General features: G+C 73.6%; 11 protein-coding genes. 4 read left to right on the forward strand and 7 right to left on the reverse strand.

What is annotated here, in order from left to right:
- Positions 1–5 precede the first annotated feature (5 nt).
- Complete coding sequence (locus AB0J76_RS09320) at positions 6–635, forward strand: LysE family translocator (protein ID WP_352323088.1); 630 nt, start codon at positions 6–8, stop codon at positions 633–635.
- Positions 636–719: 84 nt separating this feature from the next.
- A complete protein-coding gene (locus tag AB0J76_RS09325; protein WP_352323089.1) occupies positions 720–7496 on the forward strand; it encodes a hypothetical protein in 6777 nt (2258 codons plus the stop codon).
- A 119-nt stretch (positions 7497–7615) separates the two neighbouring features.
- On the opposite strand, the gene AB0J76_RS09330 is transcribed toward AB0J76_RS09325, so the two are convergent.
- Genes AB0J76_RS09330 through AB0J76_RS09350 form a run of 5 tightly spaced genes read right to left on the reverse strand, consistent with a single transcriptional unit; the run spans position 7616 to position 13836 of the window.
- Positions 7616–9202, reverse strand: a complete 1587-nt coding sequence (locus AB0J76_RS09330; protein ID WP_352323090.1) for an acyl-CoA synthetase — start codon at positions 9200–9202, stop codon at positions 7616–7618.
- Complete coding sequence (locus AB0J76_RS09335) at positions 9202–10350, reverse strand: thiolase domain-containing protein (RefSeq protein WP_352323091.1); 1149 nt, start codon at positions 10348–10350, stop codon at positions 9202–9204. The genes AB0J76_RS09330 and AB0J76_RS09335 overlap by 1 nt, the downstream gene beginning before the upstream one ends.
- A gap of 3 nt (positions 10351–10353) precedes the next feature.
- Entirely contained in the window at positions 10354–11373 is a 1020-nt protein-coding gene (locus AB0J76_RS09340) for a thiolase domain-containing protein (protein ID WP_352323092.1), read from the reverse strand.
- Complete coding sequence (locus AB0J76_RS09345; RefSeq protein ID WP_352323093.1) at positions 11370–12272, reverse strand: OB-fold domain-containing protein; 903 nt, start codon at positions 12270–12272, stop codon at positions 11370–11372. Before AB0J76_RS09345 ends, AB0J76_RS09340 begins: the two co-directional genes overlap by 4 nt.
- Positions 12262–13836 (reverse strand): acyl-CoA synthetase, encoded by a 1575-nt coding sequence (locus tag AB0J76_RS09350; protein WP_352323094.1) that lies wholly within the window; start codon positions 13834–13836, stop codon positions 12262–12264. The genes AB0J76_RS09345 and AB0J76_RS09350 overlap by 11 nt, the downstream gene beginning before the upstream one ends.
- Before the next feature lie 125 nt (positions 13837–13961).
- Between AB0J76_RS09350 and AB0J76_RS09355 the strand changes: the two genes are divergently transcribed.
- Complete coding sequence (locus AB0J76_RS09355; RefSeq protein WP_352323095.1) at positions 13962–14771, forward strand: crotonase/enoyl-CoA hydratase family protein; 810 nt, start codon at positions 13962–13964, stop codon at positions 14769–14771.
- A 105-nt stretch (positions 14772–14876) separates the two neighbouring features.
- Positions 14877–15350, forward strand: coding sequence for a carboxymuconolactone decarboxylase family protein (locus tag AB0J76_RS09360; RefSeq protein WP_352323096.1), 474 nt, complete (start codon positions 14877–14879; stop codon positions 15348–15350).
- A gap of 150 nt (positions 15351–15500) precedes the next feature.
- On the opposite strand, the gene AB0J76_RS09365 is transcribed toward AB0J76_RS09360, so the two are convergent.
- Both AB0J76_RS09365 and AB0J76_RS09370 read right to left on the reverse strand, forming a co-directional pair.
- Positions 15501–16607, reverse strand: coding sequence for a nitronate monooxygenase family protein (locus AB0J76_RS09365; RefSeq protein ID WP_352323097.1), 1107 nt, complete (start codon positions 16605–16607; stop codon positions 15501–15503).
- A gap of 89 nt (positions 16608–16696) precedes the next feature.
- Positions 16697–17437 (reverse strand): SDR family NAD(P)-dependent oxidoreductase, encoded by a 741-nt coding sequence (locus AB0J76_RS09370; RefSeq protein ID WP_352323098.1) that lies wholly within the window; start codon positions 17435–17437, stop codon positions 16697–16699.
- Between the last annotated feature and the right edge of the window lie 35 nt (positions 17438–17472).

Here is a 17472-nt window from a genome sequence, read left to right on the forward strand (position 1 = left end):
AGCACATGCCGGACATCACGCATATCGCGCTGTTCTGCGCGGCCACGCTGGGACTGCTCGTGGTCCCCGGCCCCGCGGTCCTCTACATCGTCACCCGCAGCGTCTCCCAGGGCCGGTCCGCCGGGTTGGTCTCGGTGCTGGGCGTGCACGCCGGCTCGCTGGTCCACATCGGCGCGGCGGCCGTCGGCCTCAGCGCGCTGATCGCGGCCTCGGCGACCGCGTTCACGGTCGTCAAGTACGTGGGCGTGGCGTACCTGCTCTGGCTCGGCCTGCGCAAGCTGATGAAGCGCGGCGGGGAGTCCGAGGAGGTCGTCGAGCTGAAGGTGCAGTCCAGGCGGCGGCTGTTCTGGGAGGGGTTCGTGGTCAACGTGCTCAACCCGAAGACGGCCGTGTTCTTCCTGACCTTCCTGCCGCTGTTCACCGTCCCGGCGGCGGGGCCGGTGGGGCCGCAGATCCTCCTGCTCGGCGGGTTGTGGCTGGTGCTGGGGATGGCCAGCGACGGCATGTACGCGCTGCTGTCGTCCACGCTGGCCGGACGGCTGCGCGGGTCCGTACGCGCGCGGCGGCGGCTCGACGTGGGCAGTGGCCTGGTGTACCTCGGGCTGGCCGCGTGGCTCACAACTGAGAAGGCATGACAAGCCGCGAAATTTCCCGCTCTTAATGCGATAGTGAGATCGATCGGGGGACGAAAAGCCGGGACGTAGCAGCTAGGCGGACCCATGGACGCGCCACCGCACCGCCTCGGCCTCGAACGAGTCGTCGAGGTCTACTCGGGTCACGACGACGTGGTCGGCGTGACCGCGACCGGCCATGTGATCGGCACGGATCTCGTGCTGACCGCGTCCCTCGTGGTGGACCCCGGCGCGCCCTGCCAGGTGCGCCCGCCGTGGTCGTCCCGGTGGGCGTCGGCCGAGCAGGTCTGGCGCGGGCACGGCGCGGCGCTGCTGCGGGTGCCCGGAGAGCCCTGGGCCGACGTGCCCGGCATCGGGCACGTCCGGTGGGCGGCGCCGACCGGGGAGCGGGTGCCGTGCCTGGCCATGGGGTTCCCGCAGGCGCCCCGGCGGTCGGGGTTCAGGGACGTCCGGGTGTTGTCCGGAACCACCGCCGCCCCCAGGGGCCCGGCGTCGCGGACGCTCAGCATGGACGTGCCAGGCCCGCCGCCTCCCCTGCAGGTGTGGGCGGGCCTGACCGGGGCCGCGCTGCTGGCCGAGCCCGCCGGGCAGGTCGCCGCCGTCGTCACGGCCTCGGCCGCCGGGCACGCCCGGGGGCGGCTCGACGCGGTGCCGGTGGGCGTGCTGCTGGGCGACGACCGGTTCCGCGAGCTGACCGGGGCTGCGCCTGGCGCGGTGGAGAGCGTTTCCGCCGGTGACGGGCGGGTGGTCCTGGCCGGGCTGCTGTTGCCGGCGCGGGAGCCGTTGCCGTCCGACTGCCCGGACTGGCGGCTGCTGCTGCCGCGGCACGCCGTGGTGCCGTACTCCGGGAGGGACGGGCAGCTCGCCGCGCTGCGGGCCTGGGCCGGGGAGCCGGCCGCGCTGTCGGTCGCGGTGGTGACCGGGCGGAGCGGCACGGGCCGTACCCGGCTGGCCGGGGAGTTGTGCGAGGAACTGCGGGAAGCGGGCTGGGACGCCGGTTTCCTGTCCCTGGACGCCGCGCTCGCCGCCCTGTCCGGGCGCGCGGCGGTGTCGCTGGAGGCGGTGCGGCCCTCGCTGGTGGTCGTGGAGTCGCCGGAGCCGTCCGCTCCGCTGGTGGGCGAGCTGGTACGGCGGCTGGCCAAGCACGGGCACAACCCCCGCGTACGGGTGTTGCTGCTGGCCCGCGAGCCCGGCGAGGCGGAGTGGTGGCGGCGGCTGGACACGGCGGCGGGCGGCTGGCTGCGCCGGCTCAACACCACGACCGTGCAGCTCAACCAGCACCCGCTCACCCTGAACGAGCGCACCGAGCACGCGTTCACGGCGATGAAGTCGTTCGCGCCGAGCCGGGCCGCGCTCCCCACGCCGCCGCGCCTGGACGACCCCGAGTACGGCCTGCCGCTCCGCGTCCACCTGGCGGCCCTGCTGCGGCTGCGCGGCGGCGAGACGGAGGTCCTGCCCGCGCCCACCGTCCCGGACGCCCTGCCCGGCGGCGGGATCGGCGCCCCGCCCTACCGGACAGCGCCCGAGCCCCGCCCCGGGACGTCCTGGAACGCCTTCCGTCCCGGCGGCCGGAGCGGGACCAGGACGCGCGCGGTGGTGACCGTCGGCGAGGAGCTGCTCAGCCGCTTCCTCGACCGCGAACGCGACCAGTGGGCCACCGTCTGGCCCGCCGGCCGCGCCCAGGTGGACGAGACCACCGCCCGGCAGTCCGTCGCCCTGCTCACGCTCACCGCCCCCACCCCCGCCGAGCTGCCCGGCCTGCTGTCGGCCGTGCCCGCCCTGCACGGCGACCCGCAGGCCGCGGCGGTCGTCGCCGACTGGCTGGGACGCGTCTTCCCCGGCGTGGACCGGCTGTGCCCGCTCGGCCCGGACCTGGTGGCCGAGCAGGCGCTCGCCGAGACCGAGGACCTGGACGCGCTGGTCCTGGCCGTGCACGACCACGAGCGGCGGACGGCCGGGCACCTGGCACGCCTGCTCGACGTGCTCCGCCTGGGCGCGGAGCGGGCGGAGGTGGGGCGGGCGCTGCGTTCGCTGGTGACGTCCAGGCTCGGGGCGCTGGTCGCGGAGGCGGCGGCGAACCCCGCCACCCGGCTCGGCGACCTGCTCAACGCCGCGCTCACACAACTGCCGGCCGACCGGACGACGGCCGCGGCGGCGGCCGCGCTGACCCTCGAACCGCAGGCGGAGCCGCTGGTGGATGCGCGGGGGGATGCGCAGGGGAATGCGCAGGTGGATTCCCGGGCGGATTCATGGGGTGGTTTCCGGGCTGGGCCGCCGCTCGGGTTGCGGGCCCTTGAGGTGACGCTGGCCGAGCTGGCCGTACGGCACTTCCGTGCAGGTGGCAGGCGGACCTCGCTGGCGGGGGCGCTGGCCCGGCTGTCGTCCCGGTTGTCGGCCGTGGGACGGGTGGGTGAGGCGGTGGTGGCCGCCGCCGAGGCCGTGGAGATCTTCGCGGCCGCTCCCCCGTACGAGGAGGCGGCCGGTCAGGCGGAGGCGCTGTTCGTCCTGGGGGCGTGCCTGCTGCTCGCGGGCGAGTCCGGGAGCGCGCTGAGGCCCGTCCAGGAGGCGGCGACCCGGTTCCGCATCCTGGCCGAGGACGCCCCCCGGTACGCGGGACGGGCCGGGCAGGCGTACCACAACCTGGCGTGCGCGCTGCTGGACTCGGGGCGGACGGCCGAGGCAGTGGAGGCGTTCGCGGCGGCGGGCGGTTCCGGCGAGGTCGCCACAGCCCTGACCGACGTCCTCACCGCGAACGCCTTCCCCACCAGCCCCATTTCTGCTCCCCTGCCCCAACCCCCCAAACCCACCGCCCTTCCGTTACCCAGCCTCGAACCGACCACCACACGCGACGCGGTCCCGCCCACCATGCCCGAGTTCACCGGACCACCCGCCACGCCCAGCGCCGGACAGCCCCCTCCGTCCCGCGCCACCGGACCGACCACCACGCCAGGCACCGCCCACCCGCCAGTGCCCCACGGCTCCGGACCGGCCACCACGCCAGGTGCCGGGCCGCCCGCCATCCCCGTTGCCGGACAGCCCCCCATGCCCCACGGCTCCGGACCGGGCACGGCGCCAGGCGCCGGACCGGCCGCCATGCCGGGCGTCGTCAGGCGGGTGCCAGCGCCCGTCCCGCCGTTCGCCTTCGCCGACACCGGTACCGAGCCGGAGGCGTTGCCCGAGTTGGCCGCCTGTCTCACCGTGGCGGTCACCGCCGCCGTGGCGGGCGCGGCGCCGACCGACAGGGATCTGGCTGAGCGGTTGTGCCTGCTGGCCCGGTGGCTCGGCGAACACGGCAGGGCGGCCGAGGCCGTCGCACCCGCCGCGGAGGCCGTCGTACGGCTGCGCGGCCTGGCGGACGAGGAGCCGGGCCTGCGGCTGATGCTGGCCGAGGCCGCGGGCCTGCTGGCCGGATTCCACCGCGAGCTGGACGACCTGGACCAGGCCGAGCGGTTCGCCGCCGAGGCGGTGCGGAACCTGCGCTCGCTGGTCGCGCTCGAACCCGACGAGCACCGCCCGGCCCTGACCGCCCAGCTCCTCGACCTGGGCGAACTGCTGCTGACCGACGCGCGCCCCCGCGAGGCGCTCGACCCGCTCCAGGACGCCGCGATCCTCGCCGCCGAACTGGACAAAGTGGACGAACGACACACGGCCGCCAGGGCCCGCTCCAGGCACCTGCTCGCCCTCTGCCTGGCCGAACTCGACCGCCCCGCCGACGCCCGAGCCCACCTGGAGGCGGCGGCCGCCCTGTACGACGCTCTGAGCACCGCAGACGCGTCCTACCGGCGACACCGGGAGGAGATCCAAGCCTGGCAGGACTCGACGACCGACCCCACCGCCGCGGCCGCCGGAGAACCCGAACAGCCCTGGATGACCACCCTGATCACCCCGCCACCCGACGTGACCAGAGCCGAACGAACCCTGACCGAACGCCGCGCCGCCCTGGAACCCGCGGACACCCCCGCATTCGCCACCGGCCCTGCGGCCCTGGAAGGCCCACAAGCCATGGGCGGCCCGAGCTCCCTGGAGGACCCGCAACTCCCCACCGGACCACAGCCCACGAATGGTCCGCAGACCCCGAACCGGCCGCAAACCGCAGACAGGCCGCATGCCCCGAACGGACCGCAAACCGGAGACAGGCTCCAGTCTGCGAACGGGCCGCAAGCCGTGAGGGTGCAAGCGTTCGTCGCCGCCCAGGCAGCGCTGGCACGCGCCTGGGCCGAAACCGGACGCGCCCGCGACGGCCTCCGCCTCGCAACCCAGGCCGCCGACCTCCTACGACGCCACGCGGCACCTGACGACCCCGGCGACGGGAACGGCGCGAACGGCGCAGGTGGCGCGGGCCTGGACGGCGCGCGACTGAGCGGCGCGGGCGGCGGGGGCGTGGGCGACGGGGGCGTGGGCGACGGGGGTACCAAGGGGGCTAGAAGCGGCGGCGGGATGTTGGGTGGGGCGGTGGTGAGTGGGCCCACCGCAGGCGCGCCCACCGCAGGAGGGTCCGTCGGGGGTGGCCCCGTCGCAGGAGGCCCCGTCGCAGGAGGCCCCGTCGCAGGAGGCCCCGTTGTGGGTGGGGCTGTTGTGGGGGCGGTTGGGCGGGCGCTTGTGGGGTTGGGGCGGTACCAGGAGGCGGTGCCGTACCTGCGGGGTGCTGTCGAGGCGTGTGGGCCGCAGGCCGAGGTCAGCTTCGTGGTGCAGCAGGAGCTGGCCAAGCTGCTCGTCCTGGAGGTCGTGGCGCTGGAGGCCACGGGCCGCCTGGAGGCGGCCGACGGCAAGGCGGAGCGGCTGGTCACGGTGTGTGAAGGGCTGGTGGCCGAGCGGCTGGAGTCCCCGGTCGTGCTCGCAGGCGCGCTGCGTCTGCACGCGGGTCTCCGGCTGGCCGCCGGGAACGTGGCAGGAGCGCTCCAATCGGTCACCCGCGCGCTGGACATCCTGGTGCCCGAGCCGCCCGAGCGCACCCGCCTGCTCACCGCCACCTGCCTGGAGCTCAGCGGCCTGTGCCACGCCGACCTGGACGAACGCGACCTCGCCGCCGCCGAGCTGGCCAAGGGCATCGCCCTGATGGCCGAGGAGGGCCCGCTCACCCGGGACCTGGCCGGCGTGCACGTACAGGCGCTGGCCCGGCTGGCCCGGCTCCGGGTGACCGGTCACGGCCCGTCCGCCGGAACCGACCTGTACGCCCAGATCCTCCGGGTACGCCCCCTACCCCGCCCCGACGTGCTCATCAAGGCCGTGGACGAGCTGTCCGCCCACCTGACCACCCCGAGGACGGCCGCCAGGCTGCTGCCGCTGCTGACGGCGTTCGCCGAGGCGTTGGAGCGCGAAGCCCCGGTGAGCGAGAACCCGCTGCTCCACGAGCGGTTCGGCCACTGCCTCATGCTCAGCGGCGCGACGGCGGCTCCGGCCGTACGCGTCCTCAAGGGGCTGGCCGCGTTCGACGCCCGCCACCGGCATTCGCTGGGCCTGGCGCTTGCCGCGCTCGGCGACGCCGACCTGACCGTCCTTGAGCAGGCCGTGGACCTGTTGTCCGAGGACGGGAGGGCGCTGGCCGACACGCTGAACAGGTACGCGGTCAGGCTGTTGGAGGCCGGTCGGCCGGTGGAGGCTCTGGCCCACTCGGAACGCGCCGCCGACCTCTGCGACGAACTGGACGAGCCCGCCGTCGCCGCCGTCACGTACGCCCAGCTCGGCGCCGCTCTGGCCGCCCTGGACCGCCCGCAGGCCGCGCTGGAGGCGGTGACCTGGTCGCTGGCCGAGCAGGAACGCGCCGCCGAGGCGCGGGGCGGCGAGGCCGGGCTGCTCGGCGTGCGCGCGCAGGCGATCCAGGTGCGGGGGCAGGTGCTGCGCGCGTCCGGCAGGACGCAGGAGGCGCTGGCCCACCTGGTGGAGGCCATGCGGCTGCACGTCCGGCTCGCCCGGCCCGCGGCGGCGGCAGAGGTGGCCGGGACGGTGGCCGACGACCTGCTGGCCGCCGGGCGTCCCGAGGAGGCCGCCGAGTACGCCAGGATCGCCGTCACCGGCCTGCCGCCGCGCACGCTCAGGCATGCCCTGGCCACCCAGCGCCTGGTCAGGTGCCACATGATGCTGGGCGAGGCGCGGGAGGCGGGCGCGCTGGCCGAGGAGCTGATCCGGCTGGCCAGGCGGTCGCCGGGCGAGCTGACGTACCGGGCGATCCTGGCTGATTCGCTGGCGCAGAGCTCGGAGCTGCTGCCCTTGCTGCGGCCCGGCGCGGCGGCGGAGGCCGAGCAGCGGGCCCGCGAGGCCATCGCGATCTACGACGAGCTGCTGACCACGGGCATGAACGCCGAGGCGCTGCACGTCAGCCGGGCCGGTGCCGGGCTGACGCTGGCCGCCGCGCTCCGGCTGCGCGAGCAGCCGGCGGCGGCGGTGGGGCCGCTGCGCGAGGCCGTCGCCACGCTGGAACGCCACGCCCCCGCCAACCCCCTGCTCGGCGGCATCCTGTCCCGCGCCATGCTCATGCTGGGCGACGCGCTGATGGAGTCGGGCCGGGCGCTGGAGGCGAGCCTGGTCTTCCATCGCGGCGCCCAGGTCATCGACGACGAGCCGGCCGCCGCCGTCGCCCACGCCCGGCTCGGCTTCTGCCAGGAGGAGCTGGGCAGGGACGACGCGGCCGACACCGCCCTCCGGGTCGCGCACGGCCTGCTGCGCGGCCTCCTGACCGCCGGCGGCCCCGCCACGAACAGCGGAGCCGGCGCGAACGGCGCGAACGGCGCGAACGGCGGGACCGGCGAGCTCACCGAGCTCACCGAACTGCTGCGCGACGTGCTGCGCGGCCGGCTGCGGCTGCTGGAGAAGGCCGGCAGGCGCGAGGAGGCGGCCCAGGTGGAGGCCGAACTACGCACGACGTAACCCTCCCCTGCGGCCGGAACCGGCGAGCGACGCCCCCGAGACAGGAGGAAGGCGAGCCCCTGCGAGGGCGCGCGGGCCACGCGGTGGGGGTGGGGTGGTCAGGGCGTGCGTTGGGGTGGTCAGGGGGTGGCGGTCTCGGCGGTCTGCCTGGCCCAGCGGTAGTCGGCCTTGCCGGCGGGCGAGCGGACCATCTCCTTCACGAACGCGTACGAACGCGGCACCTTGTACCCCGACAACGACGCCCGGCAGTGGGCGTCCAGCTCGGCGGCGGTCACCTCGACGCCGGGACGCGGCTCGACCACGGCCGCCACCCTGCTCCCCCACCGCTCGTCCGGCACGCCGGTCACCACCGCGTCGAACACCCCTGGATGGCCCTTGAGCACGGCCTCGACCTCCTCCGGGAACACCTTCTCGCCGCCGGTGTTGATGCACTGCGAGCCGCGGCCGAACACGTGCACGGTGCCGTCGGCGTCCACGGTCGCCAGGTCGCCGGTGAGCAGCCAGCGGGTGCCGTCGGGGTCGGTGACGAAGGTGCGCGCCGACTTGTCCGGGTCGTTGTAGTAGCCGAACGCCACCCGCCCGGACCTGGCCACCGTCCCCATCTGCCCCGAACCCGGCGGAACGGGACGTCCCCGCTCGTCCAGGACGCTGATCCTGGCCGACGGGTTGGGCTGGTAGCGCAGCCCGGTCTCGGGCGTGGAGCCGGGCAGCGCGGAGGCGGTGTAGCCGGACTCCGTCGAGCCGAAGCTGTCCACGATCATGACGTCGGGCAGCAGGCCCTGGAGCCGGTCGCGGACCGCGCCGCTCAGGATCGCGCCGGTGGAGCTGACGACGAACAACGACGACAGGTCGTACGTGCCCGTCTCCAGCGCCTCGGCCAGCGGCCTGGCCATGGCGTCGCCCGTGATGCTCATGGTGAGCACGCGCTCGCGCTCGACCGCCCGCCACACCTCGCCGGCGTCGAACTTGGGGACGAGCACCATCGTCCCGCCCGCCCACCAGCTGATGAAGGTGGCCATCTGCGCGGCGCCGTGCATGAGCGGCGAGGTGGCCATCATGATCATGGGGGTGGCCTTGACGGCCTCGTCGATGACCTCCTGCGGGGTGGTGCGCGGGTCGCCGTACGGGTTGCCGCCGCCGAAGGCCATGAACAGGTCCTCGACGTGCCACATCGCGCCCTTGGGCATGCCGGTGGTGCCGCCGGTGTAGATGATGTAGACGTCCTGGCCGGTGCGCGGGGGGAAGCCGCGTTCCGGCCTGCCGCGCTCCAGCGCCGCCTCGTACGGCACCGCCGAGGCGATCGACGACTCGCCGCCGACCGCGATCAGGTGGTCCAGCAGCGGCGCCTGGTGCGCGACGGCGGCCACACGGGGGTCGAACTCGACGTCGTAGACCAGCGCGCGCAGGTCGGCGTCCTGGTAGAGGTAGAGCAGCTCGGCCTCGACGTACCGGTAGTTGACGTTGATCGGCACGGCCCGGATCTTGAGCGCGGCCAGCAGCCCGGCCAGGTACTCCACGCCGTTGTACAGGTGCAGCCCGACGTGCTGGCCCGGCCGCACGCCCAGGTCGGCGAGGTAGTGGGCGAGCCGGTTGGCCTCGGCGTCCAGCTCGGCGTAGGTGCGCCGCCGCTCGCCGCAGATGACGGCGGTGCGGTCCCCGATCGTGTCGGCGAGTGCTTCGAACAGGTCCGCGTGGTTGAACTCCATCAGGGTCTCTCCCGTCCGACGATCCACATCGCGAAGAACTGGGCTCCGCCGCCGTAGGCGTGGCCGAGCGCCGTGCGGGCGCCGTCCACCTGGTGCTCGCCGGCCTGGCCGCGGACCTGGAGGGCGGCCTCGGCGAACCTGATCAGCCCCGAGGCCCCGATCGGGTTGCTCGACAGCACGCCGCCGGAGGCGTTCCACGGGATGTCGCCGTCGAGGGCCGTGGCGCCGGACTCGGTCAGCTTCCAGCCCTCGCCTTCCGCCGCGAATCCCAGGTTCTCCAGCCACATCGGCTCGTACCAGGAGAAGGGCACGTACACCTCGGCCACGTCGATCTCGCGGCGCGGGTCGGTGACGCCGGCCTGGCGGTAGACGTCGGCGGCGCAGTCCTTGCCGCCCTGGGGGCTGACGGTGTCGCGGCCGGCCCGGAAGATGGGCTCCGAGCGCATGGCGGTGCCGTGCACCCAGGCGGGGGTGCCGGTGACCTTGTGCTCGGCGGCCAGGACCATCGCGCACGCGCCGTCGCTGGACGGGCAGGTCTCCAGGTAGCGGATCGGCTCCCAGAGCATCGGCGTGGACTCGACCATCTTCTGGTCGATGCCGGGGATCCTGAGGTGGGCGTAGGGGTTCTTCAGGGCGTTGAGCCGGTCCTTGACCGCGACCAGCGTGCCGATGTGACCGGGCGCGCCGGACCTGCGCATGTACTCGCGGATGTGCGGCGCGAAGTAGCCGCCGGCGCCGACCACGAGCGACGCGCTGAAGGGCAGGTGCGTGGACAGCGCCCAGGTGGCGTTGGACTCCGACTGCTTCTCGAAGGCCACCACGAGCACCCGCTCGTGCACGCCGCCCTGGATCAGGCTCGCGCCGACCAGCGCCGTCGAGCCGCCGACGCTGCCCGCGGTGTGCACCCGCATCATCGGCTTGCCCGCCGCGCCGAGCGCGTCGGCGAGGTACGCCTCGGGCATCATCACGCCCTCGAACAGGTCGGGCGCCTTGCCGACCACGACGGCGTCGATGTCCTTGAACGTCAGCCCGGCGTCCTCCAGGGCCCGCAGCGCCGCCTCGCGGACCAGGCCCGCGATGGAGACGTCCCTGCGCTTGGTGGTGTAGTGCGTCTGCCCGACCCCGATCACCGCGCAGCGGTTGCCCATGATTCACGCCTCCAGGACCGTGACGAGGTTGTGCTGCAGGCAGGGGCCGCCGGCGGCGTGCCCGACGGTGCGGCTCGCGCCGCCGTCGAGGATGTGCCGCGCGGCCTCGCCGATGCGGATGAGCCCCGTGGCCATGACGGGGTTGGCGGCGAGCGGCCCGCCGGACGGGTTGATCACCGTGTCGCCGCCCAGTTCGAGCGCCTCGCGCAGGATGAGCTCCTCGTGCGGGAACTGGGCGTGCAGCTCGGCCACGTCGACCGGGCCCTTGCCGACGCCGGCGGCCCGTGCGGCGTCGGCCGCGGAGGCCGATCTGGCCAGTTCCCGCATGCCGAGGTAGTGCGGCTCGATGCGGTGGGCGATGCCCTTGACGAAGGCGGGGCGGCTGGTGAGCCGTCCGGCCAGTTCCGCCGTGGCCAGCACGATCGCCGCCGCGCCGTCCGTGACGGGCGGCACGTCCGTCTTTCTGAGGGGTTCGACCGCGACCTCCTCGCCGTCCGGTTCGGGCAGGTCGAGCGCGTACGGGTTGCTCCTGCCGTCCGCCCTGGACCGGCGGACGATCTCGTCGAGCTGCTTCCTGTCCGCGTCGAGCGCGTTCGCCTGGAGTGCGGCCAGGGAGAGCTGGTCGAGGCCGAGGGGTTCCAGGTAGTAGGGGTCGAGCTGGAGGGTCATGATGGTGCGCAGGTCGCCGAGCGACGACTTGCCGAAGCCGTAGACCAGGGCCGAGTCGATGTCGCCGTGCTGGAGGCGGACCCACGCCTCGTACAGGGCCCAGGCGCCGTCCATCTCGACGTGGCTCTCGGAGATGGGCGGCCAGGCGCCGAGCGCGTCCAGGGCGCTGACGAACGAGAACGGCGCCCCGGCCAGGTAGTCGCAGCTCCCGGAGCAGGTGAAGCCGAACCTGGTCAGCCCGGTCCGCTCCTTGACCTCGCTGATCACGGGCAGGATCAGCTCGGGCTCGGTGAGCCCGGTGTCGTGGTCGGTGTGGACGGTCTGCGCGAACGCGACGATCGCGACCTCTCTCATGACAGCTCCACGTCGGGCTCGCCGGTGGGGGCGAACCAGCGGATGTTCGCCATGGACTTGCTCCGCTCCTCCTCGGGCACCCAGACGGCCCTGACCCGCATGCCCTGGCGCACCTCGTGCGCGGGTACGTCGCCGATCAGGGCGATCATGGGGATGTCGGCGTGGTCGAGCAGGATGTAGGCGGAGACGAACGGCACTTCGGGCGCGCGCGGATCCGGCAGGTTGTTGATGGCGAACGTGGTGATCGTCCCGGTGTCGGGGAGTTCGAGCGTCTCCGGGATGAGACCTCCGCACTGGGGGCAGGACATCCGGTACGGCACGTACACCTGGTCGCACTGCTCGCAACGTCCGCCGAGGAAGACGCCGCGCTCGACGCCCTCCAGGAAGACGCGGAGCGAGCCGCCCGCCTGGAGGCGGTACTCGGCCCGCACGTTGGACACGATCTTCGTGACCTCGGGTGCGAAGTGGGCGATGTCGGTGATGTGGCCCGTGGGCCGGTCGCGCCACACCGGCCAGACGCGGGAGCCCTTCGACAGCGCCTTGGGGCCGTCGGCGGCGACGGCGTGCACGAGCGCGGTGTCGGCGCCGTCCAGCAGGATCGTGGCCCAGGCGAAGGGCCGGTCGAGCGGGTGGTTCGCCAGGGGCTCGGGCACCCAGGCCCAGGAGGTCACCGTGCCGGCCGGGCCGACCTCGACGTACTCGGAGGTGACGGGGTCGCCGGTGGCGGGGTCGTATTCGAGGGGCGGCACGAGCACCTTGCCCTCTTTCGTGCGCACTCCGACGATGCGGCGGCCGCGCAACTCGGTGAGGAAGCGCCCGATCACCGGCCCGGTGGTCCGGGTGTAGCCGCCGGGGAACTCCAGGACGTGCTGGGCGACCAGCGGATCGTCAGATGGCACGGTCGTGACCCTCCCAGTACGGTGCGCGGAGCTTGCGCTTGAGCAGCTTGCCGTTGGGCTCGCGGGGCATCTCGGCGATGAAGTCGACGCTCTTGGGCCACTTCATCCGGGCCAGGCGGCCCTCCAGCGAGGCGATCAGCTCGGCCGCGAGCTCGGGACCCGGCGCGACGCCCGGCGCGGGCTCGACGACGGCCTTGATCTGCTCGCCCCAGTCGTCGTCCGGGATGCCGAACACGGCCACGTCCGCGACCTTGGGGTGGATCATGAGCTCGTTCTCGATCTCGGCCGGGTAGATGTTCGTCCCGCCGGAGATGATCATGTCGGCCTTGCGGTCGCAGAGGAAGAGGAAGCCGTCCTCGTCCAGGTATCCGATGTCGCCGACCGTGAAGTAGTCCTTGAGCCGGTTCGCGGCGGTCTTGTCGGGGTCGCCCTTGTACTCGAAGGGCACGCCCATCATCTTCATGTAGATCGTGCCGGGAGTGCCGGTCGGTACGGGTTCGCCCTCGTCGTCCGCGATCAGCAGCTCGCTGATCGGCCAGGCGGAGCCGACCGTGCCCGGATGCGCCTTCCAGCCCTCGGGCGTGGCCAGGGTGCCGCCGCCCTCGGTGGCCGCGTAGTACTCGTAGATGCAGTCGCCCCACCACTCGAACATCGCCCATTTGACCGGGACGGGGCAGGGGGCGGCGGCGTGGATCATCCACCTGAGCGAGGACAGGTCGTACTTGGCCCTGGTGGCCTCGGGGAGCGCGAGCAGGCGCTTGAAGTGCGTGGGAACCATGTGGGAGTTCGTGACGCGGTAGCGCTCGCACAGCCGGAGCGTCTCCTCGGCGTCCCATCTGTCCATGTAGACGAGGGTGTGGCCCATGTGCAGGGCGCTGCCGCCGAACTGGGTGACGGCGGTGTGGTAGCTGGGCGAGGTGACCAGGTGCGCGTTGGGCGGCCCGGCCGTGATGCCGAACAGGCCGAGCAGGAAGGTCATCAGCTCGGCGCCGTCGTCGGGGTCGAGGCCGCTCAGCGTGCGCCTGACGCCCTTGGGCCGGCCGGTGGTGCCCGAGGTGTAGTGCATGGTGGCGCCGGCCGTGCGGCCGGGCGGCGCGGTGTCCGGCTGCCCGGCGGTCAGCTCGCTCGCCGGGCGGAAGCCGTCCCGGCCGCCGTCCCCGCCGCCGTCCCCGCCGCCGTCTCCGAGGAGGAAGCGGCGGTGCGGCTCGATCGCCTCGGCTCCCCTGGCGCCCTCCTGGAGGAAGCGGGGGTGGACGAAGAACGCCTTGGCCTCGCTGTCGGAGACGATGTAGCCGATCTCCGGGCCGGTGAGGTGCCAGTTGATCGGCGTGTAGTACCAGCCGGCCTGGAGCGCGGCCAGGTAGAGGACGAGGCCGTCCGCGCCGTTCGGGACCAGGCCGCAGATTCCGTCGCCCGGCTCCAGGCCGAGCTCGCGTAACCCGTGGACGAGGCGGTTCGAACGGGCCAGGAGGTCACCCGCGCGGTGCTCCGTGCCGTCGGGGTCGACGGCCGCGATCCACTCGGGATCCGCCTGCGCCAGCCTCCAGAAACCGAGCGTGCCCATCTGATCTCCTCAGCTCAGGCGTAGCAAAACAGGAACTTGTTCTCGTTTGCTGTGCGGAGCGTATCCCGCGGGTAAAGTGCGGAGCAAGCGCTTGATTCATTGCTTCTGGGATTCGGGAGGCGTACATGGAGCTTCTGCCGATCAGCACCCCGCACTGCCGGGTGGAACGCGACGGCCACGTCCTGACCGTCACGATGAACCGGCCGGAGGCCCGCAACGCCCTCTCCTCGGACATGCTGATCGGGCTGGCCTCGGCGTGGGCGTACGCGTCGGCCGAGCCCTCGATCCGGGTCGCGATCCTGACCGGGGCGGAGGGCACGTTCTGCGCCGGGGCCGACCTCAAGGCCATGGGCCAACCCTCGACCGATCCCGAGGTTCAGGCAAGGGCCGCCCAGATCCCGAATTTTCACTGGAAGGGGCTGCTGAGGGAGGACCTGCCGACCAAGCCGATCATCAGCGCTGTCGAGGGGTACGCGGTCGCCGGCGGCACGGAGCTGCTGGTCGGGACGGACCTGAGAGTGGTCGCCGAATCGGCCACCCTGGGGCTGTTCGAGGCCAAACGCGCACTCTTCCCCATGGGCGGCTGCGCCGTCCGGCTGCCCCGCCAGATCCCCTACTGCCACGCCATGGACCTGCTGCTCACCGGCCGTTCCGTGACCGCCGCCGAGGCCCTGGCGATGGGGCTGGTCAACCGGGTGGTGCCGGACGGGCGGGCGCTGGAGACGGCCCGGGAACTGGCAGCGGACATCGCCGCCTCCGGGCCGCTGGCGGTCCAGGCCATTCTGCGGACGTACCGGGACACCCTGGGCATGCCGGAGCCCGAGGCCCTGAAGGTGTCGGACGAGCTCGGCTGGCCGGTGATCGGCTCGGAGGACGCCAAGGAGGGCACTCGGGCGTTCCGCGAGAAGCGCCCGGCCCGCTACGAAGGCCGCTGACCACTCCCCAGGAGGAGAGACGCACGTCACATCCGTTCCTGTCACATCCCGTCGGGCTGCCCCGTCCCAGAGGTGGAAGCAGTCGACGACGACAAGGAGCGCGTCATGGAAGCCCGTCTGAACGTCTTCGAGAACCAGGTCGCGACCAAGGCTATGAAGCACCTCATCAGCACCAACAAGGTCATCATGGACTCGGGCCTGCCCCACGCCACGCAGGAGCTCGTGAAGATCCGGGCCAGCCAGATCAACGGCTGCGGCTTCTGCACCGACATGCACACCAAGGACGCCGCGCACGCCGGCGAGACCTCGATCCGGCTCAACCTGGTCGCCGCCTGGCGCGAGGCCAAGGTGTTCACCGAGGCCGAGCGGGCCGCGCTGGAGCTGGCCGAGCAGGGCACCCGCATCGCCGACGGCGCCGGCGGCGTCCCGGAGGAGGTCTGGGCGAACGCCGCCAAGCACTACGACGAGGAGCAGCTCGGGGCGCTGGTGTGCCTGATCGCCCTGATCAACGCCTTCAACCGGGTGAACGTCATCGTCCAGCAGCCCGCGGGCGACTACGTGCCCGGCATGTTCGGCTGACGGAGAGCTGCCGGAGAGCTGCCGGGAGAGCCGCCGGAACCGCGGCCTGCGGGAAGGGAGTCAGTCCCGCAGGCCGCCGAGGCCCGTCCGCACCAGGCGCTCGCGGACGCCGCCGGGCAGCGGCGCGTCCCCACGGCGACAGCCGGGCGGTCAGTCCCGGGTGATGCGGTCGAGGCGTTCCAGGGCCTCCGCGTACTCCTCCACGAGCCCGAACACCACGTCCTTCGTCGAGCGCACCTGGTTGGTGAGGCCGATGACCTGCCCGGCGGGGAACGTGGCCAGCTCCGAGGCGTCCGAGCGGCCGATCCGGCGCAGGGCGTCCGAGACGAGCATGAACTGCAGCGGCATCGGCAGCGTGCCCGGCGACTCCTGCGACTCCCACGCCTCGGTCCACTCGTTCCTGAGCAGGCGGGCGGGCTTGCCGGTCCAGCTCCGGGAGCGCACGGTGTCGCGCGAGGTGGCCTCCAGGATGCGGCGTTTCGCCATCTCGGGGGTGTCGGCCTCCTCGACGGTGAGCCAGAGGGAGCCGGTCCAGACGCCCTCCGCGCCCAGCGCCATGCCGGCCGCCATCTGCCGGCCGTTCCCGATGCCGCCCGCCGCGAGGACGGGGACGTCCACGGCGTCCACCACCTGCGGGATGAGCACCATGGTCGAGATCTCGCCGGTGTGGCCGCCGGCCTCGGTGCCCTGGGCGACGACGACGTCCACGCCGACCTCGACCTGCTTGAGCGCGTGCCGCGGGGTCGAGGCCAGGGCGGCGACCTTGACGCCGTGCCGGTGGGCGAGGTCCACGACGTCGGCCGGGGGCGGCCCGAGGGCGTTGGCCAGCAGGGCGATGGGATGGCGGAGCGCGACCTCGACCTGGGGACGCGCGGTGGCGTCGGTCCAGCCGAGCAGCACCCGGCCGGGGTCGGCGTCGGACGACAGCGGCGGCACGCCGTGCCTGCCCAGCAGGTTCTCGACGAACGCGCGGTGCCCCTCGGGGATCATCGCCTGCAGGCGGCCGACGAGCTCCTCGGGGGCGAAGTCGGCGCCCTCGTAGGAGGCGGGCATGACCACGTCCACGCCGTACGGTCTGCCGTCGACGTGGTCGTCGATCCACTTGAGCTCCATCTCGAGCTCTTCCGGGGTGAAGTAGAGCGCGCCGAGCACTCCCATGCCGCCCGCGCGGCTGACCGCGGCGACCACGTCCCTGCAGTGGCTGAAGGCGAAGATCGGGAGCTCGATTCCGAACATGTCCGTGACCCGTGTCCGCATAGCCCGACGATAAGCCGCGCCGCAGCCGAACTGCAACGTGTTCTACTCTAGAACCTTTCGTCGGTCGGCCTCCGGGCCTGGGACGCGTTCTAGCGCGGCAGCCGCCGCCAGAGCGGCCGCGGCAGCAGGCGCAGCAGGCCGAACGCCGGGCCGAGGGCCCGCGGCACCCACACGGACGACGCGCCCTCGCGCAGCGCGCGCACGGTGGCCAGGGCCACCTGGCGGGGCGTCGAGGAGAGCGGCGCCGGCGGCAGGCCCTTGGTCATCCGCCCGACCACGAAGCCCGGACGCACGATCAGCACGCGCGCGCCCGAGCCGTGCAGCGCGTCGCCGAGCCCCTGCGCGAACCCGTCGAGCCCGGCCTTGGCCGAGCCGTAGACGAAGTTGGCCTTGCGCACCCGGGCCCCTGCGACCGACGAGAGCACCACGAGGGTGCCGTGCCCCTGCTCGCGCAGGACCCTGGCGGCGTGCAGGTCCACCGAGACGTGGCCGCCGTAGTTGACCGCGACGGCCTCGGCGGCGGCGGCCGGGTCGGCGTCGTAGTCGTCCTGGCTGCCGAGCACGCCGAACGCGGAGATCACCACGTCGAGGTCGCCCACCAGCTCCACGGCCCCGGCCAGGACGGCGGCGTGCGACCCCACGTCCAGCGCGTCGAACGGCAGGACGTGCACCTCGGCGGCGAGGTCCGCCGGCGGCGTGAGCTCGCCCCTGGCGGCCAGCACGACCCGGCTCGCGCCCAGCCCGACCAGCAGCCGGACGATCTCCAGGCCGATCTCGCTCCGCCCGCCCAGCAGCAGCACGCTGTCCACGGCCCCGAGCGCGTTCCTCACGACGCCCCCCGCCCCGGAGCGGCGGCCGCCCGGCT

The sequence above is a fragment of the Nonomuraea sp. NPDC049624 genome, from assembly GCF_040675255.1.
Classification (GTDB): domain Bacteria; phylum Actinomycetota; class Actinomycetes; order Streptosporangiales; family Streptosporangiaceae; genus Nonomuraea.

Bases quoted from the DNA above. Each gene is read 5' to 3' on its own strand.
- AB0J76_RS09320 (WP_352323088.1), top strand. From the start codon at position 6: ATGCCGGACATCACGCATATCGCGCTGTTCTGCGCGGCCACGCTGGGA.
- AB0J76_RS09325 (WP_352323089.1), top strand. From the start codon at position 720: ATGGACGCGCCACCGCACCGCCTCGGCCTCGAACGAGTCGTCGAGGTC.
- AB0J76_RS09330 (WP_352323090.1), bottom strand. From the start codon at position 9,202: ATGGAGTTCAACCACGCGGACCTGTTCGAAGCACTCGCCGACACGATC.
- AB0J76_RS09335 (WP_352323091.1), bottom strand. From the start codon at position 10,350: ATGGGCAACCGCTGCGCGGTGATCGGGGTCGGGCAGACGCACTACACC.
- AB0J76_RS09340 (WP_352323092.1), bottom strand. From the start codon at position 11,373: ATGAGAGAGGTCGCGATCGTCGCGTTCGCGCAGACCGTCCACACCGAC.
- AB0J76_RS09350 (WP_352323094.1), bottom strand. From the start codon at position 13,836: ATGGGCACGCTCGGTTTCTGGAGGCTGGCGCAGGCGGATCCCGAGTGG.
- AB0J76_RS09355 (WP_352323095.1), top strand. From the start codon at position 13,962: ATGGAGCTTCTGCCGATCAGCACCCCGCACTGCCGGGTGGAACGCGAC.
- AB0J76_RS09360 (WP_352323096.1), top strand. From the start codon at position 14,877: ATGGAAGCCCGTCTGAACGTCTTCGAGAACCAGGTCGCGACCAAGGCT.
- AB0J76_RS09365 (WP_352323097.1), bottom strand. From the start codon at position 16,607: ATGCGGACACGGGTCACGGACATGTTCGGAATCGAGCTCCCGATCTTC.